Source organism: Achromobacter mucicolens, assembly GCF_902859725.1.
Lineage (GTDB): Bacteria > Pseudomonadota > Gammaproteobacteria > Burkholderiales > Burkholderiaceae_B > Achromobacter > Achromobacter mucicolens.
In genome coordinates this window covers 1-24,976 of sequence record NZ_CADIJP010000008.1, presented here as the reverse complement: position 1 = coordinate 24,976, position 24,976 = coordinate 1, and the positions used below count along the sequence as shown (strand labels likewise).

25 protein-coding genes are annotated in these 24,976 nt (G+C 65.2%); 16 read left to right on the top strand and 9 right to left on the bottom strand.

The genetic code is table 11. From position 1 onward, the window contains the following. Positions 1–124 precede the first annotated feature (124 nt). Together HV786_RS11605 and ssb are read left to right on the top strand one after the other, a co-directional pair. Positions 125–1,309 carry an MFS transporter gene (locus tag HV786_RS11605; RefSeq protein ID WP_128829631.1) on the top strand — a complete coding sequence of 395 codons (1,185 nt, stop codon included), beginning with the start codon at positions 125–127 and terminating at the stop codon, positions 1,307–1,309. Positions 1,310–1,604: 295 nt separating this feature from the next. Further along, positions 1,605–2,123: a single-stranded DNA-binding protein gene (ssb, locus tag HV786_RS11600; RefSeq protein WP_062838810.1), complete on the top strand. Its 519-nt coding sequence runs from the start codon at positions 1,605–1,607 to the stop codon at positions 2,121–2,123. Positions 2,124–2,217: 94 nt separating this feature from the next. Here ssb and HV786_RS11595 read toward each other — a convergent pair whose 3' ends face one another. Further along, positions 2,218–3,147, bottom strand: a complete 930-nt coding sequence (locus tag HV786_RS11595) for a LysR substrate-binding domain-containing protein (protein WP_128829630.1) — start codon at positions 3,145–3,147, stop codon at positions 2,218–2,220. 94 nt (positions 3,148–3,241) lie between these two features. Between HV786_RS11595 and HV786_RS11590 the strand changes: the two genes are divergently transcribed. The 5 genes from HV786_RS11590 (at position 3,242) to HV786_RS11570 (ending at position 6,547) form a co-directional block, all read left to right on the top strand. Beyond that, positions 3,242–4,408: a mandelate racemase/muconate lactonizing enzyme family protein gene (locus HV786_RS11590; RefSeq protein ID WP_128829629.1), complete on the top strand. Its 1,167-nt coding sequence runs from the start codon at positions 3,242–3,244 to the stop codon at positions 4,406–4,408. 304 nt (positions 4,409–4,712) lie between these two features. Continuing rightward, on the top strand, positions 4,713–5,018 hold the full coding sequence (locus HV786_RS11585; protein ID WP_128829628.1) for a DUF4148 domain-containing protein: 306 nt from the start codon (positions 4,713–4,715) through the stop codon (positions 5,016–5,018). An 83-nt stretch (positions 5,019–5,101) separates the two neighbouring features. Continuing rightward, a complete protein-coding gene (locus HV786_RS11580; RefSeq protein ID WP_128829627.1) occupies positions 5,102–5,407 on the top strand; it encodes a DUF4148 domain-containing protein in 306 nt (101 codons plus the stop codon). 84 nt (positions 5,408–5,491) lie between these two features. Then, positions 5,492–5,797, top strand: a complete 306-nt coding sequence (locus HV786_RS11575; protein WP_128829626.1) for a DUF4148 domain-containing protein — start codon at positions 5,492–5,494, stop codon at positions 5,795–5,797. Between the two features lie 150 nt (positions 5,798–5,947). Continuing rightward, the gene (locus tag HV786_RS11570) at positions 5,948–6,547 is read left to right on the top strand and encodes a TetR/AcrR family transcriptional regulator (RefSeq protein ID WP_128829625.1); all 600 of its coding nucleotides are present in this window, start codon (positions 5,948–5,950) and stop codon (positions 6,545–6,547) included. A gap of 97 nt (positions 6,548–6,644) precedes the next feature. Here HV786_RS11570 and HV786_RS11565 read toward each other — a convergent pair whose 3' ends face one another. The 3 genes from HV786_RS11565 to HV786_RS11555 all read right to left on the bottom strand — a co-directional run bounded on the left by HV786_RS11565 (position 6,645) and on the right by HV786_RS11555 (position 10,695). Continuing rightward, positions 6,645–7,499 carry a cysteine hydrolase family protein gene (locus HV786_RS11565; RefSeq protein WP_128829624.1) on the bottom strand — a complete coding sequence of 285 codons (855 nt, stop codon included), beginning with the start codon at positions 7,497–7,499 and terminating at the stop codon, positions 6,645–6,647. Positions 7,500–7,741: 242 nt separating this feature from the next. After that, the gene (locus HV786_RS11560) at positions 7,742–8,359 is read right to left on the bottom strand and encodes a TetR/AcrR family transcriptional regulator (protein WP_056327123.1); all 618 of its coding nucleotides are present in this window, start codon (positions 8,357–8,359) and stop codon (positions 7,742–7,744) included. A gap of 161 nt (positions 8,360–8,520) precedes the next feature. After that, positions 8,521–10,695, bottom strand: coding sequence for a malate synthase G (locus HV786_RS11555; RefSeq protein WP_175210927.1), 2,175 nt, complete (start codon positions 10,693–10,695; stop codon positions 8,521–8,523). Positions 10,696–10,932: 237 nt separating this feature from the next. Between HV786_RS11555 and glcC the strand changes: the two genes are divergently transcribed. Next, entirely contained in the window at positions 10,933–11,697 is a 765-nt protein-coding gene (gene glcC, locus HV786_RS11550; protein WP_063953670.1) for a transcriptional regulator GlcC, read from the top strand. A gap of 45 nt (positions 11,698–11,742) precedes the next feature. Here glcC and HV786_RS11545 read toward each other — a convergent pair whose 3' ends face one another. The 5 genes from HV786_RS11545 to HV786_RS11525 all read right to left on the bottom strand — a co-directional run bounded on the left by HV786_RS11545 (position 11,743) and on the right by HV786_RS11525 (position 16,543). Next, a complete protein-coding gene (locus HV786_RS11545) occupies positions 11,743–12,861 on the bottom strand; it encodes a saccharopine dehydrogenase family protein (RefSeq protein ID WP_128829623.1) in 1,119 nt (372 codons plus the stop codon). A 204-nt stretch (positions 12,862–13,065) separates the two neighbouring features. Then, complete coding sequence (locus tag HV786_RS11540; RefSeq protein ID WP_082586414.1) at positions 13,066–13,461, bottom strand: DUF4148 domain-containing protein; 396 nt, start codon at positions 13,459–13,461, stop codon at positions 13,066–13,068. Positions 13,462–13,779: 318 nt separating this feature from the next. Continuing rightward, on the bottom strand, positions 13,780–14,184 hold the full coding sequence (locus HV786_RS11535; protein ID WP_128829622.1) for a DUF1090 domain-containing protein: 405 nt from the start codon (positions 14,182–14,184) through the stop codon (positions 13,780–13,782). Positions 14,185–14,300: 116 nt separating this feature from the next. Next, entirely contained in the window at positions 14,301–15,227 is a 927-nt protein-coding gene (gene ubiA / locus HV786_RS11530; RefSeq protein WP_128829621.1) for a 4-hydroxybenzoate octaprenyltransferase, read from the bottom strand. A 119-nt stretch (positions 15,228–15,346) separates the two neighbouring features. Then, positions 15,347–16,543: an aminotransferase-like domain-containing protein gene (locus HV786_RS11525; RefSeq protein ID WP_128829620.1), complete on the bottom strand. Its 1,197-nt coding sequence runs from the start codon at positions 16,541–16,543 to the stop codon at positions 15,347–15,349. A gap of 143 nt (positions 16,544–16,686) precedes the next feature. Here HV786_RS11525 and HV786_RS11520 point away from each other — a divergent pair, with 143 nt between their 5' ends. The 8 genes from HV786_RS11520 to HV786_RS11485 all read left to right on the top strand — a co-directional run. Next, positions 16,687–17,172, top strand: coding sequence for a GAF domain-containing protein (locus HV786_RS11520; RefSeq protein ID WP_128829619.1), 486 nt, complete (start codon positions 16,687–16,689; stop codon positions 17,170–17,172). Between the two features lie 344 nt (positions 17,173–17,516). Further along, positions 17,517–18,431: a 4-hydroxy-tetrahydrodipicolinate synthase gene (gene dapA, locus HV786_RS11515; protein WP_128829618.1), complete on the top strand. Its 915-nt coding sequence runs from the start codon at positions 17,517–17,519 to the stop codon at positions 18,429–18,431. Between the two features lie 101 nt (positions 18,432–18,532). Then, positions 18,533–19,318: a sterol desaturase family protein gene (locus HV786_RS11510; RefSeq protein WP_056327145.1), complete on the top strand. Its 786-nt coding sequence runs from the start codon at positions 18,533–18,535 to the stop codon at positions 19,316–19,318. A gap of 11 nt (positions 19,319–19,329) precedes the next feature. Beyond that, positions 19,330–20,226, top strand: a complete 897-nt coding sequence (locus HV786_RS11505) for a fatty acid desaturase (protein WP_252870364.1) — start codon at positions 19,330–19,332, stop codon at positions 20,224–20,226. A gap of 35 nt (positions 20,227–20,261) precedes the next feature. Then, positions 20,262–22,187, top strand: a complete 1,926-nt coding sequence (locus tag HV786_RS11500) for an iron-containing redox enzyme family protein (RefSeq protein WP_128829616.1) — start codon at positions 20,262–20,264, stop codon at positions 22,185–22,187. Further along, positions 22,184–23,080: a DUF6999 family protein gene (locus tag HV786_RS11495; RefSeq protein WP_128829615.1), complete on the top strand. Its 897-nt coding sequence runs from the start codon at positions 22,184–22,186 to the stop codon at positions 23,078–23,080. The genes HV786_RS11500 and HV786_RS11495 overlap by 4 nt, the downstream gene beginning before the upstream one ends. 124 nt (positions 23,081–23,204) lie before the next feature. Beyond that, positions 23,205–24,488, top strand: coding sequence for a putative Na+/H+ antiporter (locus HV786_RS11490; RefSeq protein WP_128829614.1), 1,284 nt, complete (start codon positions 23,205–23,207; stop codon positions 24,486–24,488). Positions 24,489–24,694: 206 nt separating this feature from the next. Continuing rightward, positions 24,695–24,976, top strand: a 282-nt coding sequence (locus tag HV786_RS11485) for an FmdB family zinc ribbon protein (RefSeq protein WP_175210925.1), incomplete at its 3' end; no start/stop codon positions are given.

Genomic DNA, 24,976 nt, shown 5'->3' with positions numbered 1-24,976 from the left:
TCGCGTTCAAGGTCCTCCATCTGGTGGGACGGAGCCGGGGCCGGCGCCGCACCGCCAGAATCAGACCGTGAGCGTATGACGTCAGATGCATGCGCGCCGCCCTAGTCATCGTTGAAATTTCCGCATGCCGGCAGACACCAAACTGAAATTGACCCCTTTCGAGCGCCGCGCCAGCGTGGCCTTGGCCGGCCTGTTTGCCGCGCGGATGCTGGGACTGTTCCTGTTGCTGCCGGTCTTTGCAGTGGCCGCAAGCGGCATGCCGGGCGGCGACGATCCCGCCCGCGTCGGCCTCGCCCTAGGCATGTACGGGCTGACCCAGGCTTTCATGCAGATTCCCTTTGGCCTCGCGTCCGACCGGTGGGGGCGTCGTCCCGTGGTGCTTTTCGGGCTGCTGCTGTTCGTCATCGGCAGCGTCGTCTGTGCGCAGGCGACCGATGTGTTCTGGATCACGATCGGCCGCGCCATTCAGGGGGCGGGGGCCATTTCCGCGGCGGTCACCGCCTGGCTGGCTGACGCCACCCGCGACGAGGTGCGCACGCGCGCCATGGCGATGGTGGGCGGATCGATCGGTCTGTCGTTCGCCGTATCGCTGGTGCTCTCGCCCGTGCTGGTGGGCTGGTGGGGGCTGTCGGGACTGTTCTGGACGATCGCCTGCCTGGGCGTCGTCTGCCTGGCCGTCGCGCGCTGGGTGGTGCCGGTGGTGCCTCGTACGCAGGCCCGCACCATGCAGGCGGCCAAGCCGCGCGAGGTCCTGACCCATCGCGACCTGCTCCGGCTGAATTTCGGCGTGTTCGTGCTGCATCTGATCCAGGTGTCGCTCTTTGTCGTGGTGCCGGCGCTGCTGGCCAAGGTCGGCGGGCTGGACGCGCGCGACCTCTGGAAGGTCTACCTGCCGGTCATTCTGGTGTCTTTCGTTTTGATGGTGCCGGTGGTGTTCGTGGCGGAAAAGCGGCGGGCGCACCGCGGCGCGCTGCGGGCGTCGGTGGCTGGGCTGGTGCTGGTGTGCGCGCTGCTGCCGGCCGCCAGTCACGGCTTCTACACGCTGGCCATCGCCCTGACCGGCTTTTTCGTCGCCTTCAACGTGCTGGAGGCGTTGCAGCCCTCGCTTGTGTCGCGCGTGGCGCCGGCGGCCTACAAGGGGCTGGCGCTGGGCTTTTACAACACGGCGCAGGCGGCGGGGCTGTTTGCGGGCGGAGCCCTGGGCGGATGGCTGGCCGCGCATTCGGGCGCCAGCGCGGTGTTCGTGGCCGCGGCGGTGCTGTCGGCGATCTGGCTGGCGGTCACCTGGGCGCTGCGGCCTCTGGCATGATCGCTGGGACTTTCCCGCAGCGTGAGGAAAGTCGCCGATCTGGTCGCAAACGGCGTTCAACAGCGCCGAAATGGTTTGCCAACCGTGATCGATTTGTCACCGAACCCGTTTGGCGCGACGAGCGCTTTCGTCGATAATACGCATCAACACAGGCTTCACCTGAGCAATCGCCGGTCATCGCTTCGCTGACCGGCGACTTTCATGAAGCCGGTCTTCAACATCGCTTTTTTATGTTGTTGCCGGCGCGCTCGCGGCAACGCGAATCGCAGGCTGTCAACAACAGAGGGACATCGGCATGGCATCGGTTAACAAAGTCATACTCGTGGGCAATCTGGGTCGCGACCCGGAAGTCCGCTACAGCCCCGACGGGGCCGCAATCTGCAACATGTCGATCGCCACGACCTCGTCCTGGAAGGACAAGGCCAGCGGCGAAAAGCGCGAAGAAACCGAATGGCACCGCGTCGTCATGTACAACCGCCTGGCTGAAATCGCCGGCGAATACCTGAAGAAGGGCCGCTCGGTCTACATCGAAGGCCGCCTCAAGACGCGCAAGTGGCAAGACAAGGACACCGGCGCCGACCGCTACAGCACCGAAATCGTCGCTGACCAGATGCAAATGCTGGGCGGCCGCGAAGACGGCGGCGGCGGTGGCGGCAGCTACGGCGGCGGTGGCGGCTACGACGACGCCCCGCGCCAGCAACGCGCCGCCCCGGCGCAGCGCCCCGCGCCCCAGCAACGCCCGGCGGCTCCCGCAGCGGCCCCGGCTAGCAGCGGCGCCAACCTGGCGGACATGGACGACGATATTCCGTTCTAGGCGGAATTCGGTGCGGTTCGGAAAACGGGTGGCCCTTTGGGTCCGCTTTTTTTGACGTCGGACTGCCTTCGATGGACGCTGCCGGTGGCGGCGGCTACTTTTTCCCGGGGGCCGGCGTCGGTTGGTCGCCTGCCGGGAGAAAGGCCTGCACCAGAAAATCAATGAAGGCGCGCGCGCGGGCCGTCTGATTGCGGCGCTGCGGATAGTAGACGAACAGGTCGGCTGACGGCAGCGCGAAATCGGGCAACACCACCCGCAGCCGGCCGCTTTCCAGGTATTTGGCCAGATCCCATTCCGACCGGATCAGGATGCCGTGGCCATCCAGCGCCCAGCCCAGGACGATGTCGCCGTCGTTGCTGGAAAGCCCGCCTTCGACCTTCACCACTTCCACGCTGCCTTGATGCGTGAAGCGCCAGACGCCGTGCGCTTCGTCGTTTTGACGATGAAGAATGCATTGGTGATGGGCGAGGTCGGCAAGGGTGGCCGGCGTGCCGTGCGCCTTCAGGTAGTGAGGCGAGGCGCAAAGAAAGCGACGATTGGTCATGATGCGCCGCGCGGCAAGACGCTTGTCGGGGAGTTCGCCGAAGCGGATGGCCAGGTCGAAGCCGCCTTCCACCAGGTCGATGGGACGGTCGGTCACCTCCAGTTCGACCTGGACCTGCGGATAGCGCCTTGCAAAGTCCGAGACCAGCGGCGCGATGGTCGTGCGGCCGAAACCCAGCGTGGCATTGACCCGGATAAGGCCGCGCGGTTGCGCGCTGCTGCTCGACACCACGTCCTCCATTTCCCGCAGGTCAGCAAGGATCCGAGCCGCGTAGGTCAGATAGGTTTCGCCTTCATTGGTCAGACTGATGCTGCGTGTCGTGCGGTTGACCAGCCGCACTCCGAGGCGCTTTTCCATCAGCGCGAGCCGCTTGGTGGCCGCGGGAGGCGTCAGGTCCAGCTGCCGCGCCGCCGCGGACAGGCTGCCCAGCCGCGCGATCAGCACAAAGAATTGCAACTCTGAGGCAAGGTCGGCTTTCACTGGAAGTTAATAATCAAATGAACTTGGGTGAATTCTAGGGCAGGAATGCGCCACTAATCTATCGATTCACGATGCGCCCCAACTGGAGACAAGCATGAGAATCGTCGATATCCGAGAGCAGACCCTGCCCATCAGTTCACCTATCCGCAACGCCTACATCGATTTCAGCAAGATGACGCTAAGCCTGGTCGCGGTGATCACCGACGTGATCCGCGACGGCAAGCCGGTGGTCGGCTACGGGTTCAACTCCAACGGCCGCTATGGTCAGGGCAAGCTGATGCGCGAGCGCTTCATCCCGCGCGTGCTGGAGGCGGACCCGGATTCACTCACGGATGCCACGGGGCGCAACCTGGACCCGCACAAGATCTGGGATGCGATGTTCAGGAACGAGAAGCCCGGCGGCCACGGCGAGCGATCGGTGGCGATCGGCACGATCGACATGGCCGTGTGGGATGCGGTGGCGAAGATCGAAGGCAAGCCGCTTTTCCAATTGCTGGCCGAACGCTACGGCAATGGTCAGCCCGACCCGCGCGTGTTCGTCTACGCTGCGGGCGGGTACTACCATCCGGGACAGGACCACGCCAAGCTCAAGGACGAGATGCGCAGCTATCTGGACCGCGGCTATACGGTCGTGAAAAAGAAGATCGGCGGTGCATCGCTGGACGAAGATCTGCGCCGGATCGACTCGGTGCTGAGCGTGCTGCAGGACGGCCAGAAGCTGGCTGTCGACGCCAACGGGCGGTTCGATCTGGACACGGCGATTGCGTACGCCAAGGCGCTGTCCCAGTACGATCTCTTCTGGTACGAGGAGGCCGGCGACCCGCTGGACTTCGAGCTCCAGGCGACGCTGCGCAATTACTACGACAAGCCCATGGCGACGGGCGAAAACCTCTTTTCGATGCAGGATGCCCGCAACCTGATCCGCTACGGCGGCATGCGCGCGGACCGCGACTATCTGCAGTTCGATTGCGCGCTCAGTTACGGGCTGGTGGAATATCTGCGCACATTGGCGATGCTTCGTCAGCACGGCTGGTCTGCCAGCCGGTGCGTGCCGCATGGCGGGCACCAGATGTCGTTGAACATCGCGGCGGGCCTGGGGCTTGGCGGCAATGAAAGTTATCCGGATCTGTTCCAGCCGTTCGGCGGGTTTCCGGATGGCGTGAAGGTGGAAGCTGGCCATGTGACGATGCCCGATCTGCCTGGCATCGGCTTCGAGGGCAAGTCGGATTTGTATGCCGTCATGCGCGCGCTGTCGGCGTGACGCAGGGTGGGGCGGCTCCGTCGGCTGAGTCGCCGGACCGCCCGGCGCCAGCGGTCCGCGTGCCGCCGGGTCCGTACAAGCCATGTTGCCAATCCGCCTCACGAAATAAATCGTTTCACTTAAACTGCTTGCGCTGTCTATCTAGTAGTAGGTAAGATTCATCCATCGACGCAGCGCACCCAACAAAACCGCCCGGCGCCGAACTCAGAAATACAGTAGGACCGCTTTTTTATTTCGCTCGACATCTACCTACAAGTAGATAGCTAACTGAAACGCACACTTCAACTTATCTCGGAGATTGACCATGAAGACCCTCGTATCCGCCCTGATTCTTTCCGCTTCGTTTATCGGCGCCGCCCAAGCCGGCGAACTGGACTACCCGCCTGCCCTGGACACGCACAGCACGGTGACCCGCGCTCAAGTCCAGCAAGAATTGGCCGCTGCCCGTGCCAACGACGAGCTGGCGTTTGGTGAAGAAGGCTACGCCGCCGCCCCGATCGCTTTCGCCAGTGACAAGACCCGCGCCCAAGTGAAGCAAGAACTGGCTGCCGCCCGCGCCCAAGGCCTGACCGACAGCGGCGAACTGGACTACCCGCCCGTTCAAGGCTGATTTTTTCGACCGCTTATCTATCTATAGCTAGATAGCTGTAACCCAACTTCGACGCAGCAACTCACATTGACTGGAGCATTCTCATGAAGACCCTCGTATCCGCCCTGATCCTGTCCGCTTCCTTCATCGGCGCCGCCCAAGCCGGCGAACTGGACTATCCGCCCGAACTGAATACCCAAAGCCCCGTGACCCGTGCTCAAGTGCAGCAAGAACTGGCCGCCGCCCGTGCCAACGGTGAACTGGTGTTCGGCGAAGAAGGCTACGCCGCCGCCCCGATCGCTTTCGCCAGCGACAAGACCCGCGCCCAAGTGAAGCAGGAACTGGCTGCCGCCCGCGCCCAAGGCCTGACTGATGGTGGCGAACTGGACTACCCGCCCGTTCAAGGCTGATTTTTTTCGACCGCTTATCTATCTATAACTAGATAGCTGTAACCCAACTTCGATTTAGCAACCCACACTGACTGGAGCATTCTCATGAAGACCCTCGTATCCGCCCTGATCCTGTCCGCCTCTTTCATCGGCGCCGCCCAAGCTGGCGAACTGGACTACCCGCCCGCCTTGAACACGCAAAGTACGGTGACCCGCGTTCAGGTGCAGCAAGAACTGGCCGCCGCACGCGCCAACGGTGAACTGGTGTCGGGCGAAGAAGGCTACGCCGCCACCGCGTATGCCCACGCCGGCGACAAGACCCGTGCCCAAGTCAAGCAGGAACTGGCCGCCGCCCGCGCCCAAGGCCTGACCGACGGCGGCGAACTGGACTACCCGCCCGTGCAAGGCTGAAGCAGATGGCAATCGAAGCGGACCCCGGGAACGGGATCATTCCCGGCCGGGGTTCGCTGGCACTGTCGGCGGCTTGAGCGGCCCTCTCGGCAATACCGATCAGGGACCGTCCCAATGACGAGCCGACCTATTAGTAGGTAATATGCAGCCATGGATACCCCGACTTCCAACACCACTCGCGAATTGCTTCTGGCGCATGCCGAGAAGCTGATCCGCATGCGCGGATGCAACGGCTTCAGCTACCGCGACCTGGCTGAGCATGTGGGCGTGAAGACGTCCAGCATCCACTACTACTTTCCGGGCAAGGACGACCTGCTTTACGAAGCCGTCGAAGCCTACAGCTCGCGCGCACTCGGCGCGGTGCGTGGAATCGATACCAAGCTGCCGGCGCAGGCGCAGCTTGAGAAATACCTCTCGATGATGGAATCGGCCGCTTGCGGTTCCGGTGAGCTCTGTCTGGGCGGCATGCTGGCCGCTGACGTGATGAGCCTGTCCGAGCGGGTCCGCGGCGCGTTGCAGGGATTCTTCCGTGCGCACGAAGCGTGGTTGGCCCGCGTGCTGGCCGAAGGCGCGGCGCAGGGCACGTTGAAGTTTTCCGGAACGCCCGAAGCCGCGGGGCGCGCCGTGTTCGCGACGATCCAGGGCTGCCTGCTGGTGTCGCGACTGTTTCAGCAGCCGCCGGCGCTGTGCGAAGCGATCAGCGCGCTTTACGTCGAATGCGAAGGCAAGACGGCGGGACACGCAGCCTGAACGTTGTGCTCCGGCACCCGCCTTTCACTGATTCACGGCCGCCTTGCGCTTGCAGGCGGCCGTTGTCATTGGGCCCGCGGGTCTCGTAGCAGCGGTTCTACGCCAACGCGCGGGCCATGTCGGTGCTGGTGCGTTGCTGCACGCCAAGATCCCGCATGCGATGCAGAAAACCGGCCTGCGCGTGGGCAAAACCCGCGACCGGACTCATGCAGTCGGTCAGCAGCACGATGCGCGACAGATTGCCGCCGGGCAGATGTTCGGCCAGGTGCTCGACGGTGGCCTTCACGCAGTGGCTGCCCGCTTCGCCCGCCACAAGAATCAGATCCGCGCGGTCCAGCGAGTCCAGCAAGCCGCGGTTGAGCTGGCTGCGCGGGTCGTCGGCGTCCGGCACTTCGGCCATCAGTGCGCTGTAGTGTTCCGTCCAGGGGTTGGCGCCCTTGGGCACCTTGCGCACGATGAACTGGCGGTCTTCCTCCCAGCGGCCGTAGGCGGCGCGCACGTCGGCATGCACGTTGTGGCCCCAGGTGCCGATTTCGCAATGCACCGGCCAGGCCATCAGGGTGTAACGGCCGCGCGCTTCAAGTTCGTCCAGGTAGTTCAGGGTGCGCGGCACGTCGTCATCATGCCGTGGCACGAATTCGCCCGCGCGCAACTGCGCGGCCGTGATCGGCGTGAAGGGCGGCACCGGGTCGCCGTTGCCCATGCGCCAGAAGGTGGGGTGCGCGATATCCAGCCGGTGGTGCGAATCGAGCGTGACCGTGATCGACGAGAGCGCGTGAGCGGTGGCGTCAATGAAGCGCGCCAGCCGCTGCATGTCCGCATGCGCGCCTGCGATGGGCAGCGCGGGCTCGACCGCCGATCCGGTCAGGGGATCGGTGGGCCGATAAGAGTCGGGTAGGTCGCAAAAATCGTTTTGCGGGTCGACGATCAGCAGATGAATGGAGCGCGTCATGGTGTGTGGGGCGGGGTGGAAACCGGACGGTAATCCCGGTCGCCCGGACTCAGAACAGCACAAGATGGTCGGCGCGGTCGGGCAACTGGCGCAGCAGCGCGCGCCACTGGCGCCAAAGGACGGAGGATACGCCTAATGCGCCTATCGGAATGAGAATCCACATGGCCTGCTCCTGTCAAGATTCGCACGGTCGTGCGAAATTTAGCGAAAGTAAATGCCGGGACGGAGCCGGCGAGTTGGGACTACTCGATGTACTTGAAGCTGCGGTACGTGGAGATGAGGCGTTCGTAACCTGCCTTCACGCGCTCGTGCGCCTTGGGATCGCGAAGGAACCGAGCGTCGTGCATCAAGCCGATCATCAGGCTGTAGACCTCGAACACCAGCTGCTGCGGATCGGTGTCGGGACGCAGATGCCCGGCCTCCAGCGCCTGGTTCACCGTGCGCACCATGGCGGCGCGCCAGCGTTTCAGGTTGTGTTCCAGCACCGAGCGAAGCGGGGAGTCGACGTCGTCGTATTCAAATGCGCCGGCTACGTAGATGCAGCCGGTAAGCGTCTCGACATTGCTGGCGCGGTCGATCCACAGCGAAACCAGGGCATTCAGGCGCGGCAGACCGCGCGGATACGCCATGGCCGGCGTGAAGACGGCTTCGACGAAGCGCCGGTCGTATTCGTCCAGCACCGCCTGCTGCAGGGCTTCCAGCGAGCCGACGCGCGAGAACACGCCGCTCTTGCTGATGCCGAGCCGTTTGGCGACCTGGCCCAGCGAAAGGCTTTCCATGCCTTGCGCGGCGGCCATGTCGAGCGCCGTGTTCACGATCGCCGCGAAGGTGAGTTCGCTTTTCTCGGTTTTTGCTGTCATGGCGCGAATTTAGCACGATCGTGCGAAAAGGTCGTTGCCTTTAATTCGGGGCGGATGCCAGCGTGAGATCCGGCTTGCGCGAACGCCTTGGCGGGCAGTGTCAGCCGAAAAAAAGCCGGACGACAATGCCGTCCGGCGTGGTCACGCTTGCAGAGCCTGGATCAGGCGCGCGCGGCCTTGTACTCCAGGCGGTACTTGTGCAGCAGCGGCTCGGTGTAGCCGTTGGGCTGCGTCAGCCCTTCGAACACCAGCGCGCACGCGGCCTTGAACGCCAGCGAGGTGTCAAAGTTGCCTGCCATCGGCTGGTAGAGCGGATCGCCCGCATTCTGCCCGTCGACGATCTTGGCCATGCGCTTGAAGGTCTCCATGACCTGATCGCGGTTCGTGATGCCGTGGCGCAGCCAGTTGGCGATGTGCTGGCTGGAGATGCGCAACGTGGCGCGGTCTTCCATCAGCCCCACGTTGTGGATGTCGGGCACCTTCGAGCAGCCCACGCCCTGGTCGATCCAGCGCACCACGTAGCCGAGAATGCCCTGCACGTTGTTGTCCAGTTCTTGCTGGATGTCGGCGGCGGACCATTTGGAAGGATCGCCCACCGGAACCGTGAGCAGGCCATTCAGAAGCTCGTCGCGCACGCTGTCCAGCCGGGTGCGCTCGAGTTCCTGCTGGACCGCCTGCACGTCGATCTGGTGGTAATGCAGCGCGTGCAGCGTGGCGGCCGTGGGCGAGGGCACCCAGGCGGTATTGGCGCCCGCCTTGGGATGCGCGATCTTCTGTTCGAGCATGGCGGCCATCAGGTCGGGCATGGCCCACATGCCCTTGCCGATCTGGGCGCGGCCGCGCAGGCCGGCGTCCAGCCCGACCAGCACGTTGTTGCGCTCGTAGGCGGTGATCCATGCGCTGGACTTCATGTCGCCCTTGCGCAGCATGGGGCCGGCTTCCATGCCCGAGTGCATTTCGTCGCCGGTGCGGTCCAGAAAACCCGTGTTGATGAAGGCGACGCGCGAGGCAGCGGCTTCGATGCAGGCCTTCAGGTTGACGCTGGTGCGGCGCTCTTCGTCCATGATGCCCATTTTCAGGGTGTTGCGCGGCACGCGGATCAGGTCTTCGACGCGGTCGAAGAGCTCGCTGGCGAACGCGGCTTCGGCGGGGCCGTGCATCTTGGGTTTGACGATGTAGACCGAGCCCGTGCGCGAATTGAGCTTCTTCTGGCGGTCCTGCAGCGCGGCCAGGCTGGTGACGACGGCGTCCAGGATGCCTTCGGGAATCTCCTGGCCGTCGCGGTCCAGCACGGCCGGGTTGGTCATCAGATGGCCCACGTTGCGCACGAACATGAGCGAGCGGCCATGCAGCGTCAAGGCCGAACCGTCCGGCCGCGTGTAGTTGCGGTCCGCGTTGAGCTTGCGGGTGAAGGTCTTGCCGCCCTTGGTGACTTCCTCGGTCAGGTCGCCCTTCATCAGGCCGAGCCAGTTGCGATAGATCTGGACCTTGTCGTCGGCGTCGACAGCCGCGACCGAGTCTTCGCAGTCCATGATGGTGGTCAGCGCCGCTTCGACCACCACGTCCTTGACGCCCGCCGCGTCGGTGCCGCCGATCGTGCTGGCGCGGTCGATCTGGATCTCGAAATGCAGGCCGTTGTTCTTGAGCAGGATGGCCGTGGGGGCGGACGCATCGCCCTGGTAGCCGACGAATTGCGCGCCGGACTTGAGGCCGGTTGCGCCGGTGGCAAGCGCCACGCGCAGCTCACCGCCTTCGACCGTGTAGCCTTTGGCATCGGCGTGCGAGCCCTGCGCCAGCGGCGCGGCGGTGTCCAGGAAGCTGCGTGCGCGCGCGATGACGGCGGCGCCGCGTTCCGGGTTGTAGCCGCGGCCCGTGTCGCCGGGCGTGGCGGGTATGGCGTCGGTGCCGTACAGGGCGTCGTACAGGCTGCCCCAGCGCGCGTTGGCGGCGTTCAGCGCATAACGGGGGTTGGACATCGGCACGACGAGCTGCGGGCCGGCCTGCTGCGAGATTTCGGTGTCCACGTTGTCGGTGGTGGCGCGCACGGTGGCCGGTTGCGGCAGCAGATAGCCGATGCCTTCAAGGAACTTGCGGTAGGCGGCCGGATCCGTGATGGGACCAGGATGGGCGCGGTGCCAGGCGTCAAGCTCGGCCTGCAGGCGGTCGCGCTCGGCGAGCAAGGCCCGGTTCTTCGGCGCCAGATCGTGCACCAGGGCTGCAAAGCCTTGCCAGAAGGCATCGACATCCAGGCCGGAGCCGGGCAGCGCTTCCTGTTCAATGAATTGACTGAGATTGGCCGCCACTTGCAGGCCGTGGTGCTGGATGCGTTGAGTCATGCGGATCTCTGGCGATAAGTAAGGCAGACCGGCGCGCCGCGCCGGGTGAGGGGTGCTGACATCATCGTCCGCGCCCGCGCCGATGTCCATACGCAAACCAGCTGGTCATACCAGTTTGTGACGCCAGCGTCGGGCGAAGCGACGATTTTTGTGGTTTGATATCAGCCACTTACCTAGGCAAGGCCGAGCCGCGCAAGCGTCGACCGCGCATGGTCATACCACTGGTGCGGAGATTGCATGCACGCGGAAATCGAAGAAAAGCCCCGTCAGGTGGCCGATGAAGTCGCTGAACGGATCGAGCGCCTGATTCTGGATGGCGTGCTCAAGGCGGGTCAGGCCCTGCCGTCCGAGCGGCGCCTGACCGAAAAGCTGGGCGTGTCGCGCACGGCGCTGCGCGAGGGCCTGAAGCTGCTGCGCGCGCGCGAGATCATCCACACCGCGCAGGGCAAGGGCTCGTTCGTGGCGCATATCTCGAAGGTGGACGCCGGCCCGCTGATGCATCTGTTCAATTCGCAGCCGCGCACGCTGTATGACCTGCTGGAAGTGCGGTCGTTGCTGGAGGCCGAATCGGCGCGGCTGGCGGCCATTCGCGGAACCGAGGCGGATTTCATCATGATCCGGCGCCGGTATGACGAGATGGTGTCCGCGCAGGGCGCCGCCACCGATACCGCCACCCACGCGCATCTGGATCATGCATTTCATCTGGCGATCTGCGAGGCCTCGCACAATCCCGTGCTGGTGCATACGCTGCAATCGCTGACGGATCTGCTGCTGGGGTCGGTGTTCGCCTGCGTGAACAACCTGTATCACCGAGAACCGGAAAAGCGGCAGATCGACCGGCAGCACACGCGGCTCTTCAATGCCGTGATCGGGCGCCAGCCCGAGCAGGCCCGCAAGGCGGCGGCCGACCATGTGGATAGCGTGCGCCAGAGCCTGGCGGACATCGAGCAGGAAGAACAGCGCCTGGTGCGCGCGACGCTGCGCCTGGAAGGCTGGACGTAACGCCGCACGCGCGACGTGCTGGTCGCGCGTGCGGCCCCGGGACCGCTAGCGGTCGGCTACCGCGCAGCCGGCCAGCGCCAGGGGCTTGCCCGCATAGATGCGGCCGAAGCGGTTGGTGAGGAGCGCGTCCAGACCGATGGCCTCTTGTCCCACAAAACCCTGCTGCGCCAGCACGCCGTGCGCCACCAGATCGAGCGCGGCGCAGATGCCGGCAGCGGTGGACAGCTGGATCGCGCTGAGCCGATGGCCGTCCACCTCGGCGCCGAACACGCGGATCGGATACGACTCTTCTTCCAGGCGGCCATGCCGATAGCCGGAGGCCGATGCCTGGATGACGATCACATCCTGCTCGGTGGTGGGGATGGCCGACTCGAAGATGTCCTTGAGCAGATCGCGGCGATCGCGCAGGCGCAGGTCATTGAGCAGCAGCTTCATGATGCTGCAATGACCGGGGTAGCGCACCGACTTGTAGTCGACGTTGCGGGCGCGCCCCAGCAGCGTGGCGGGCAGGGTACCCAGGCCGCCGGAGGTGTTGAAGGCCTCGTATTCGACGCCGTCCAGCGCAAAGGTTTCGTAGCCTTCCAATGCGGGCACGCTGGTCAGTTGCCCGTCGACGATGGCCTCGCACGGATTGCAGTATTCGTTGATGAGCCCCTCGGTGCTCCACGTCAGGTTGTAGCGCAGGCTGTTGGAGGGATAGCGCGGCAGTGCGCCGACCCGCATCCGCAGGTCCAGCAGGGTGTCAAAGCGGCGGGCGAGCGCGTTGCCGACGATGCCGATGAAGCCGGGGGCCAGGCCGCATTGCGGCATGAGGACGCCGCGCGCCTCGCTGGCGAGCGCCTGGATCGCATGCGTGCTGGCGACGTCTTCGGTGAGGTCGAAGTAATGCACGCCGGCCTTCGCACATAGGCCCGCCACCGCGACTGCGCGATGAAAGGGCAGCGCATTGACCACCGCGTAAGCGCCTTCGATGCAGCGGGCCACGCCGGCGTCGTCGCTTACCTGGCGCGTTTCGCAGCCCAGTTCAGCCAGCACGGCAAGGCGTCCGGCGTCCTGGTCCGCGACCAGAACCGAGTAATCGCCGCTGCGTTCCAGCATCAGCGCGATCGCGAAACCGATTTTTCCGGCGCCCAGCAGAACGATGGGCTTGGTGTGCGTGGACATGATGCTGCTCCTGCAATGAGAGGGAAGGGAAGTGGCCTCAATCCTATGCGGGAGTGCTGTCGATTTGTAGCAGCAAAAATGTCGAATCGGCTTTAAGTAACGTCGTTATGACTTATTTATCTGTCGAAGCGTCAAACAAAAAGCCCTCTGGCTTGTGGCCAGAGGGCTGCCTGGTTGTGATTCACGGCCGGCGCGGCCCGTGGATCAGCTGCCCAGGTGGGGGGGATAGTCCATGTTGCCGAAGGTCACCAGGCCTTCGGTCTTGGCTTGCGCCAGTTGCGATTCAACTTGGGCGCGGGTCAGCGTCGAGGCGGAAGCCGAAGCCGCGACGGGCGGGTAGTCCATGTTGCCGAAGGTGACCTGACCGGCGTTCTTGGCCTGGGCCAGTTCAGCTTGCACTTGCTGCGAGGTCAGGCTGCTGCGTTGGGCGATGGGGGCGGGGTAGCCTTCTTCGCCGAAGGTGTATTGGCCCGAAACCTTGGCTTGTTGCAGCTCGGCTTGAACCTGAGCGCGGGTGGTGGCTTGGTCGGCTTCGGCAGCTTGGGCGCCGGCGGCCAGAACGGACATGGACAACATCAATGCGGTAGCAAGGGTTTTCATGGCAGACCTCCGAGTCTTGTGAGCTTGGGATTCGAGCCTCAGACCTGATTGCCTGGGGCTCGCTTGCTGTGTCCCGATGAGAGGCATTCTGTGCCTAAATAACCCTGGGATAAACCCTTATTCCTTGAAAACATCTTTCCATAATCATGGCTAATCAACATGGATTGTCCATGTTGGCGCCATGGGTGGCGATATTTCCATTGGATGACGTGTCAGATTTCCGGCAGCGCGCCGGGGGGGGGCGTCTGCAGGGAAGACAGGAGGAGGGGGGGCGGTCAGCGCGTGCGGAAGACGCGCTGGCCAGCAGACTGCGGCGGATCAGCGGTTCAGATCGGCCAGTGCGTCGTTGTATTCGGCCTGCGCTTCTTCGAGCTTGCGTTGGGCCTTGTCGATCTTGTCCTGCTTGCCCTTGGCCTGAGCCTCTTTCAGCTCCTGCTGGCGTTCGGCGACCTTGGATTGCTTCTCGCGCACGTCGGACTCGCGCTGCGATTGCAGGCGGCTGTCGGTGCAGCTTGCCTTGGCCTCGGACAGCGCCTTGCGCAGACCCGCCTCGCGGCGTGTGTTGTTCTGCGCCTGCGCGGCGGCGATGTCGTTTTCGATGTGGCAGAACTTGGCCGCGCAACCGCGCAGCGGTGCGCAGTCGGTGGCGGCCTGTGCCGGCAATGCGGCAAAGAGGGCGCACGCGGCGGCGGCGACAGTCAGGGATTTGAACGATGCGGGCATGCGGTGACTCCGTGACGTGGGCGGAAAGGCCATCATCGCCCGCGCGCGGCAATCCCGCAAACAGGCGGGCCAAGGCGGCAAACGCCACGGCCGGGCGCCGTGGCGTTTGCCGGGGATCAGCTGATCAGCGCACCGGCCAGCGCGGCCGCGACAAGCAGCGCGCCCAGCCACAGGTTGGCGCGAAAGAGCATGAAGTTACGGTCGGGGCGCTGAATGTCGAAGACTTTCAATTGCCACGCGAGGTGCGCCGCCACGGCAATCATGCCCACCTGATAGGCCCACGACAGGCCCATCGCATGCCCGCCCCAGGCCCACAACAGCACCGTGCCCACGTAGAAACCGCCGATCCAGAGCTTGCCCTGGTCGCCAAAGCGCATGGCGGTCGAGTGCAGGCCCAGGCTGCGATCGTCGCGCACGTCCACGTAGGCGTAGATGCTGTCGTAGCCTACCTGCCACAGCACGGCGCCCAGCCACATGGCGATGGCGGCAAGCGGCACATGGTTCTGCGTGTCCGACCAGGCCATGAGCATGCCCCAGTTGAAGCAGATGCCCAGCACGACCTGCGGCCAGTACGTGACGCGCTTGCACAGCGGATAGATGAAGACGAAGGGCAGGACCGCCACGGCCAGCCAGCGGCTCATGTCGTTCAGGAAAAAGAGCAGCGAGCCGCAGACCAGCAACTGGCCGAGCAGGAACCAGGTGGCGTTCTTCATCGACAGCTGGCCGCTGGTCAGCGGACGGAAGCGCGTGCGTTCGACGTGCTTGTCGAAGTTGCGGTCGCACATGTCGTTGACGGTGCAGCCGATGCCGCGCATGAGCAACGCGCCCAGCGAAAACACGATGAGGCGTTTCAAGTCGGGCAGTCCGCCCGCGGCCTGGACCAGCGCGGCGATCGCCGGCAGCAAGGTCAGCCAGGTGCCGATGGGACGGTCCAGGCGGCACAGGCGGGCATAGGGACGCCATGACTTCGGAAGCCAGCGTTCGACCCAGTCGGTGAAGACGATGTCACTGAGGTCGGCGGGGGAAGGTTGCGAAGCGCTCACTGTCTCGGTCAAAAGAGGTCGGGAAAGCCGACAGCATAAAACAACGGCCGGGCGCTGCGCCCGGCCGATCGGTGATCAACGCATCCGCGCCGTCCCTGCGGGGACGGCCGCGGACGTTGTCATTCCGCCTTCAGCAGCTTGCCCAGGATGGCGATGCCGGTGCGGATCTTGTCTTCCGGCACGGTCGCGAAACTGAGGCGCAGCGTGTTGCGCTTGCCTTCGCCGCTGTAGAACGGCGCGCCGGGCACGAAGGCCACGTTCTGCGCGATGGCTTTTTCGAGCAGCTTGGTGCTGTCGATGTGCTCGGGCAGCGTCAGCCAGATGAACATGCCGCCTTCCGGCTTGGTCCAGGTGACGGTGGACGGGAATTCCTTTTGGATGGCGTCCAGCATGCAGCTGCCCTGGGCGCGGTAGATCTCGCGCACGTTCGGCAGGTGTTCGGCCAGGAAGCCGTCCTTGACGATCTCGTACACGGCCATCTGGGTCAGCGTGGGCGTGTGCAGGTCGGTGGCCTGCTTGGCCTGCACCAGCTTGTTGATGAGGGCGCGGCCGCCAACGATGTAACCCAGGCGCAGACCCGGCGCCAGCACCTTGGAGAACGTGCCCAGGCGGACGACGTTCGCGCCGTATTCCTTGGCAAGCGCGATCAGGCCGGGCTGCGGCTCGCCGGCGTAGCGCAGTTCTCCGTAGGGATCGTCCTCGACGATGGTCAGGCCCAGTTCGGCGGCGCGCTTGACCAGCGCGATGCGGCGTTCCAGGTTGAGCGTGCGGCCCGTCGGGTTCTGGAAGTTGGGCAGGGCGTACAGGAAGCGGGCGCCGTCAGCCAGTTCGGGCGTGATCGCTTCGGGGATCAGGCCGCCTTCGTCGGTGGGCACCGGCACGAATTTCGGCTGGTACAGGCTGAACGATTGCAGCGCGCCCAGATAGCTGGGGTCTTCGACCAGCACCTTGCTGTCCTTGTCGATGAGCACCTTGCCCAGCAGATCCAGCGCCTGCTGCGAGCCGGAGACGATGAGGACCTGGTCGGGGGCGACGTCGGCGCCGGACGCGGTCAGTTCATCGGCGACCCACTTGCGCAGGGGCGCATAACCTTCGGTGGGGCCGTATTGCAGGGCCGCGCGGCCGTTGGTGGACAGGACCTTGTCGAATGCCGCACGCACCACTTCTACCGGAAAGCCGCCGGGCGCGGGCAGACCGCCTGCGAACGAAATGACTTCGGGGCGCTCGGTGACCTTGAGAATCTCGCGGATGGCGGAGCTGGTGAGTTGCAGGGCGCGTTCCGAAAAGGAAAACGCAGGTTCGATAGGCTTGTCCATGGAGTGCTTCTTGATCAAGAAGGGTGGGTCGGGTGATACGGTTGACAACAAAGTATTGTCCCATACGGTAACAGCCCGGCCCCTTTATCGGGGGGAACCCCTAAAATCACCTGCATCGATAACCGCCTGTACAGTTACATTCCATGTTCGAAGCCGCTCCCATCGTCGCCGAGTCCAAAGCCGCCCTGTATGCCGAACTTGTCGTCCAGGCGCGTGCGCTGCTGCAAGGCGAGCCCGACCGCATCGCCAACGCCGCGAACCTGAGCGCGCTTGCGTTCCAGGCCCTGCCCGAACTGAACTGGGTGGGGTTTTATTTCTTCGACGGCACGGAATTGGTGCTGGGCCCCTTCCAGGGCAAGCCCGCCTGCGTGCGCATTGCGCTTGATCGCGGCGTGTGCGGCGCGGCGGCCAGCCAGCGCCAGACGCAGCTCGTGCCGGACGTGCATGCCTTTCCCGGCCACATCGCCTGCGACGCGGCTTCGCGTTCGGAAATCGTGGTGCCGCTGGTGCACCGGGGCGAACTGATTGGCGTGTGGGACGTGGACAGCCCCGTGCCGGACCGCTTCGACGAAGACGACCGCAAGGGCATGGAAGCGCTGTGCCAGGTGTTCCTCGCGACGCTCGGCTGATTGCCCTCCCGCGGCCACCGGATTCGGCCGGAAATGCCTGTCGTTGACACCGCCGCGCCCGCCCGGTAGATTGCTGCATCCGCCGCCTATCGCGTCCCCGCTCATTCATGATTCATCAGGCCCACCAGACTGCTAGCCACCTCCGCGCCCTTGGCGTGGTGCTGGCTGCCGCCGGCCTGAAATCCAAAAAACAGCCGCTCATCTGACCGGAGCATGCTGTTCCGTCAGATGGGCGACGGAACAGCGGCCTGCCGGCAGCGCTTTGGCGCACCCGCGCGCACCCCCACTGATATCCCGAGCACTTCTGTACGGTCCCCCAACGGTCCATACGAAGGAGTGTTCTCATGCAATCGAATCAATCTCTGTTCCAGGGTGTCTGGGTGCCCCTGGTCACGCCGTTTTCGGGCGGCCATGTCGACGGCGGAGCCCTGCGCCGCCTAGTGCGTCACTATCTGGCGGCGGGCGTGGACGGACTGGTCGTGTGCGGCAGCACCGGCGAGGCAGCGGCCCTGGACGATGCCGAGCAGCTCGCCGTGCTGGACGCGGTGCTGGCCGAAGCCGGCCCGCTGCCCATCGTGATGGGACTGGCCGGCAATCATCAGGGCCATGTGCTGCAGCGGCTGTCGGCCTTCGGCACGCGGCCGCTGGCCGGCATCCTGGCGCCCGCGCCGTATTACGTGCGCGCGGGCCAGGAAGGGGCTGCCGCCTACTTCCGCTGCCTGGCCGATGCCTCGCGGTTTCCGCTGGTGCTCTACGACATTCCGTACCGGACCGGCACCACGTTGGACACGTCCACGCTGCTGGCGCTGGCGGCGCACCCGAATATCGCCGCCATCAAGGACTGCGGCGGATCCCTGGAAAAGACCGTAGCGCTGATTGCCGATGGTCAGATGAACGTGCTGGCGGGCGAAGACCTGCAGTCGCTGTCCGCAATGTGCCTGGGGGCCACGGGCATGATCGCTGCCGCCGCGCATGTTCGTCCCGATCTTTTCGTGGCCATGCACCGCGCGGTGCGGGCGCAGCGGCTGGACGAGGCCAGGACCCTGTTTCATGCGTTGGCGCCGGTGATCCGGTTGACGTTCGGCGAGCCGAATCCGGGGCCGTTGAAGGCGCAACTTGCCCGCCAGGGGCTGCTATCGAACGAATTGCGCCTGCCCATGTTGCCGGCCAGCACGGCGCTCGCGGCGCAGCTGGATGCCGCGGTGGATGCGCTGGATCGGCAGTTTCCGGCGGGTGGGCCGGCGCTGCGCGCGGCATGAGCGCTTTGTGGCGTCCGGATTCAATTGGTAATACTTGCCCTACCGGGAAGCTGACGGATTGCTTATGATGCGGCCATTCTTCGGGGTGAAACAAAACCTTCATGGGCCAAGCTTTTGAAGCCTTGTCCGCCTGGCAGGTCATGCTGGCGGGGCTGCTCTTTTTCGGCGGCATCTACCTGGTCTTTGGCGCGGCCACTTGGCTGCTGACGCGGCACATCCTGCCGGCCCTTGGCCTGGGCCGGCCGCTGGATCCGCGGCCCCTGGCGCCGGGACAGCTGCGGCGCGAACTGGCTCAGTCGGGTCTGTCGATCCTGCTGTTCGGCACCGGCATGATCTTTCCGTGGGGCCTCTTGCAACTGGGTTGGGCGCGCCTGGACCCGGACGCGAGCTGGCAGCAGATCGTGCTGGAAATCCTGGCGCTCGTGGCCTGGAACGACGTGCATTTCTGGATCAACCACCGGCTGCTGCATACGCGGCTGCTGCGCCGTTTTCACCTGCCGCACCACCGTTCGGTCGTGACCACGCCGTTCTCGACCTACAGCTTTCATCCCATCGAGGCGCTGATGCTGGGCAACGTGATCCTCTTGCCGATGGTGGTGCATGATTTCAGCTTCTGGTCGCTGCTGTCGGTGCCGCTGTTCAGCCTGTTCTTCAATTGCATCGGCCACGCCAACTACGATTTCTTTCCCAAGGTGTCGTACGCGCACTGGTTTGCCGCCAGCCGCCGGCACCATCTGCACCATGCCTGCTACAACGGCAACTACGGCTTCCAGTTCACCTTCATGGATCGCCTGTTCCGCACGCGGCTGGGGGCGGACGCCGCCGAGCGCCAGTTGCAGGCCCACCGCCAGCGCGAGTCCGGCGCGGGCCTGCGAGGCTCCGCATAGTGGCGCCAAGCTTGGGCCCGCGGCGCACGCTGCCCGCGCTGCGCAATCGGCGCGATTGGCAGAGCCTGGCCTACCTGGCCGCGCTGCCCCTGCTTGCCGGCTGGCAGTGGTTCCACGGGTTCTGGTGGCCGGCCTACGCGCTGATGCTGTTCCTGACGCTGGGCATCGGCGTCATCCATCACAATCACACGCACCTGAGGATGTGGCGCGGCCGCCGCGCCAACCGCATCACCGATTTCTGGATCACGTTGCTGCAGGGCCATCCGACGTTCGTGTTCTACCCGGCCCACGTCGCCAATCACCACCGCTTCAAGCACGGCGCGCGCGATGTGGCGCGCACCTATCGGTTTGGCGGCGATACCAACCATCTGTGGGGCTACCTCATCCATCCGGTGCAGGCGGCCTGGGTGCTGTATCCGGTGTTCTTTGCGTGGCTGGGCCGGTTGCGCCGGCACTGGCCAGGCGCCTGGCGCTATTGCATGGCGCAGTACGGCGCGTGGCTGGGCCTGTGGGCCGGCCTCATCGCCGTGAATCCTGCCAAGGCGCTGGTGTTCGTGATCGTGCCGCAGCTTCACGGCCTGCATTGGCTGCTGGCCACCAACTATCTGCAGCACGCGCATGCGGACGGCGGGCCGCGGCAGGTGGCGGGCCTGAACTACGCGCGCAACTTCGAGGGGCTGGTCAATCCGCTGCTCTTTAACATCGGCCTGCACACTGCGCACCACGAGCACCCGCGCGCGCACTGGTCCGAGCTGACCCGCCTGCATCGCGACCACTACCGCGGCCGCGTGCGCGCCGAATTGAATGAGCGCGGCCTCGCGCCCTACATGTTCCGCGTGTTCGTGCTGGGCGCCTTCGTCCCCAGGTTTCGCAGCCGTTCCTGCATGGCGCCCGAGCACGTCCGCTAGCGCCGCACTCCCCCTTTTTTAACCAGAGATCCGTCATGCCCATTGCGTTTCATCGTGTCTACCTGGAGAGCGCCGGTTATTTCATGCCGGGCGAGCCCGTGTCCAACGAGGCCATGGATGACTACATCGCCCCGCTGAACCGCATGTCCAGCCGGATCAAGACCCGCATCCTGGCCGAGAACGGCATCAAGCAGCGCTACTACGCCATCGACCCCGAGGGCGCGACCGTGTTTTCCAATGCGCAGCTGGCGGCCAACGCCATCCGCGATTGCCTGCGGCGCCACGACACCGACCTGTCGGCCATATCGATGCTGGCCAGCGGTTCGTCCGGGGGCGATGCGCTGATGCCGGGGTTTTCCAACATGATCCAGGGCGAGCTGGCCGCGCCGCCCATGGAAACGCTGTCGGTGCATGGCATCTGCGCCGCGGGTGTGTCGGCGATCCAGGCGGCCGCGCAAGGCGTGGAACTGGGCGCGCATGCCAGCGCGCTGGCGGTCGCCAGCGAATTGCCGTCGCGCCTGTTCAAGCGCTCGCGCTTTGCCGCGCGCGGCTACGACGCCGACTTCGACGCGCACTTTCTGCGCTGGATGCTTTCGGACGGGGCCGGCGCGGTATTGCTGGGCAACAGCGGACGGCCGCTGCCCGGCGCCTCGCAGGGCGTGCGGCTGCGCCTGAAGTGGGTGCATCAGCGCTCGTTCTCGGGCGACTATCCGGTGTGCATGCAGCTCGGGCTGTCCGCCGACCGGAGCAAAGGACACCTGGACTACCCCTCGTGGAACGAGGCTGAAACCGACGGTGCGCTGTCGCTGCGCCAGGACATCCGCCTTTTGCCGCATCTGTTCGACATCGGCATCCACGAGTACGCCAAGCTGGTGCGCGACGGATGGGTGGATCCGGACCAGGTCGATCATTTCCTGTGCCATTACTCGTCCGAGAAATTCATTCCCGTTGTGGAAGACCTGATGGAGAAGGCCGGGCTGGTGATCCCGCGCGAGCGCTGGTTCAGCAACCTGGCGTGGCGCGGCAACACCGGCGCGGCATCCATCATGATCATGCTGGCCGAGTTCCTGGAAACGCGCGAGGTCAAGCCCGGCGAGCAGATCTTCTGCTACATCCCCGAATCCGGGCGCTTCATGGCGGCCTACATGCTGCTGGAAGCCGAAGCGGTGCACGCAACGCCCGCAGTGGCTGCCGGTGCGCCCGCCGCGGCCGCGCGCGAGGATGCCGGGTCCGCCGATGCCGACGCGATCGCGCCGCCGCATGATCCCGACATGGCGCCGCAGGGCCTGGGACAACTGTTGACCGAGCTGGCGGCGATCTGGCACGACTACCGCTCGCGCGTGTGGCGCACGCCGGTGATCCGGCGTCTGCGCAACCGGCAGTTCCAGACCGCGGACTACCTGGCGTGGATGGAGAACTGGATTCCGCAGGTGCGCGAAGGCAGCAAGTGGATGCGCGAGGGCGCCGCGTCGCTGACCGAGCAATACGCGCCGCTGGCCGCGCTGATCGACATGCACGCGGGCGAAGAACAGAACGACTTCCAGATCCTGTTCCAGGACTATCGCAACGCCGGCGGCGCGGTGGACAGCATCGATGCCTTGCGCCGCAACCCCGGCGGCGAAGCGCTGAACGCCTATTTGCACAGCCTGGCCGCCACGCGCGACCCCATCGGGCTCTTGGGCGCGATCTACATCATCGAAGGCACGGGGCAACGCATCGTGCCTGCGCTCTTGCCGCTGCTCAAGGCCAGCCTGAAACTGCCGCCCGACGCCTTCCGCTTCCTGGAATACCACGGCCACAACGATGAACACCATCTGGCGCGGTGGCTGTCGGCGGTGGAACTGGCGCTCGATTGCGACGAGGATGGGCGCGCCGAACAGCGCATCGTCGACACCGCGCGCCGCACGGCGGCGCTTTACCTGATGCAGTTTCATCATGTGATGGAGGCGGACGCGGCATGAAGAAGGAACCCGAATTCCTCGCCCGGGAACACGATCCGGCGGACCCCAGCCCCTGGCTGGCCCTTTACCTGGATCGCAGCACGCCGCTGCCGGACAAGGTCAAGAAAGCGTGGCTGACGGATTCCAGCTGCGCGTCGCGGCAATACCTGCTGCCGTTCCTGCGGCCGATCGCGCGCGCCTTCATCATCCTGATCCAGATCGTCAAGACGTTCCTGCCGCGCCGTTGGTCACATTCGCGGCTGCTGCACCGCATCCTGGCCTGGGGCTTGAAGCGGTTCGTGTCGCCCGAGGCCAACTGGCTGATTTTGCGGCACTTCCATCTGGGGGCGCAGGCGCTGTCATTCATCGCCGCGAACTCGCCGGTGCCCATCAGCACGACGCCGCTTGAGCCGACGACGATCGACGATTTGAAGGACGATCTGTTCGTCAAGCACGACCTGAACCTCTTTAACTTCGTTATCCGGCTGAACCAGGCGCTGCGGGACGCGGGCGTGGAGATGCATGCCCCGCAGACGGTGGACTATTCGATGCTGCGCGATCCGCCGATCCGGCTGGAGGACATGCCGCAGGGCAAGCTGAACTTCCTGGACCTGCAAAGCGCCATCGAACTGTTCACGCCGCTTTATCAGCTTTTGCTGACCGACAACGATTTCTGGCGCGCGGCCAATTCGCTTCAGCTTGACGAGACCGTGGGCATCTATGCGGCCAAGCTGCTGGGGGCCCCGCAGCACCTCATCCTGGTCAACAACAACCATCCGCTCGTGCCGATGTCCACGCTGCGCGCGGGCTACCGGCTGGTGCTGCACGGGCTGTCCACGGAAATGCTGCACAGCCTGCTGATGGAGATGAAGGCGGCGCAGGCGGGCGCCGAGCCGCCGGCCCCGATCGCGTAGAAAAGGCGGCAGGGATCAGTGTTGACCCGGCGTTACACCGGCCGGGCGCTGGGCTATATTGCGACGCTTGTCTTACAAGCCCGGCGGCTCCCGTAGCCGCCGGGCACCCTAGGAAATGCCGCAAATGCCTCAGACGCTAGAGGTCATCGCCACCATCCTGTTCGCCGTGGCGGTCCTCCATACTTTCTCGGTTCCCTTCTTCGCGCGGCTCGCGCATCGAGGGGGGCCGCACGCGGGCTTCTGGCATCTATTTTCCGAGGTCGAGGCCGTCTTCGGCGTGTGGGCGTTCGCGCTGATCGTGACCATGGCCGCGCTGGCCGGACCGGCGACCGCCATCGACTACATGGACACGCGCAACTTCACGGAGCCGCTGTTCGTTTTCGCGATCATGGTCGTGGCGGCCAGCCGGCCGATTCTTGAGCTGGTGGGGCTGCTGGTGCGCATCGTTGCGCGAGTCCTGCCGATGCCGCGCGAGCTGTCCACCTTCTTCGTCGTGATGGCCATGGTGCCGCTGGGCGGCTCGTTCATCACCGAACCGGCCGCGATGACGCTGGCCGCGATCCTGCTGCGCGACGCTTACTTTCGCAGCAGCGGCCGGGCCGGTTTCAAGTACCTGACGCTTGGCGTGCTGTTCGTGAACGTGTCCATCGGCGGCGTGCTGACGTCCTACGCGGCGCCGCCCGTCCTGATGGTGGCGAGCACGTTCGGCTGGGATTCGGCCTACATGCTCCAGCACTTCGGCTGGCGCGCGGCGCTGGCGGTCTGCCTCAATGCGGGGCTGCTGACGTTCATCTGCCGCAAGGCGCTGCTGGAAGGCGCGGTGGGCACGCGCGGCGGCGTCGACGCTCCGGATGGCGCGGGCAAGCGCGCGCCGGTGCCGGCCATCGTGATCGCGGTGCACCTGGTGTTCCTCATCGCCATCGTGCTGACTGCGCATCATCCGGCCATTTTCCTGGGCTTGTTGATGATGTTCATCGGGTTTTCCGAGGCCTACAAGCGCCACCAGGACCGCCTGATGATCAAGGAGGGCCTGATGGTGGGCTTCTTCCTGGCCGGGCTGGTGGTGCTGGGCGGACTGCAGAAATGGTGGCTGCAGGACCTCTTGGGAGGGCTGGAGCCTTTCGTCCTGTTCTGGGGCGCAACCGCGCTCACGGCCATTACCGACAACGCGGCGCTCACCTACCTGGGTTCGCTCGTGGAGGGCACCAGCGAGGCCTGGCGTTACATGCTGGTGGCCGGCGCGGTCACGGGCGGAGGGCTGACGGTGATCGCCAATGCGCCGAACCCGGCCGGTTTCGCGATCCTGAAGAACCATTTCCCGGACGGCAGCATCTCGTCCGGGCGCCTGTTCCTGTGCGCCTTGGGACCGACCCTGGTGGCGGCCTTGATGTTCCTGCTGCCGGTGTAGGGGGCCGCCCGCCTGCCCGGGCGGTCTGCCCCCCGGGCGCGGCCCGGGGCCTGCACACTGGGCCGGACTCCGACGCTTTATGAAAAACCGCTAAAATTCAAGACTTTCCCGTATTTTTTCTGGCCTGGCCCAGCGGCCGCGCCCCGCGCCCGCGCGCGGCGGCAGGCCGATTTTGATATGCCCGGCTTTTCGCCTGGGAGTCCTCGATGCCCATCTATGCCTACAAGTGCAGCGCCTGCGGCCATGCCAAAGACGTCTTGCAGAAGATCTCTGACGCGCCGCTTTCGGAATGCCCCGAATGCGGTCAAAGCACGTTTTCCAAGCAGGTGACCGCGGCTGGATTCCAGCTCAAGGGCTCCGGCTGGTACGTCACGGACTTCCGTGGCAACGGCAGCGGCGGCAGCCAGGGCGCAGCGCCCGCGGGCGCGTCAGCCCCGGCTGAAAGCGCCGCACCCGCCGCCGCGCCTGCCGCGGCGCCGGCAGCCACG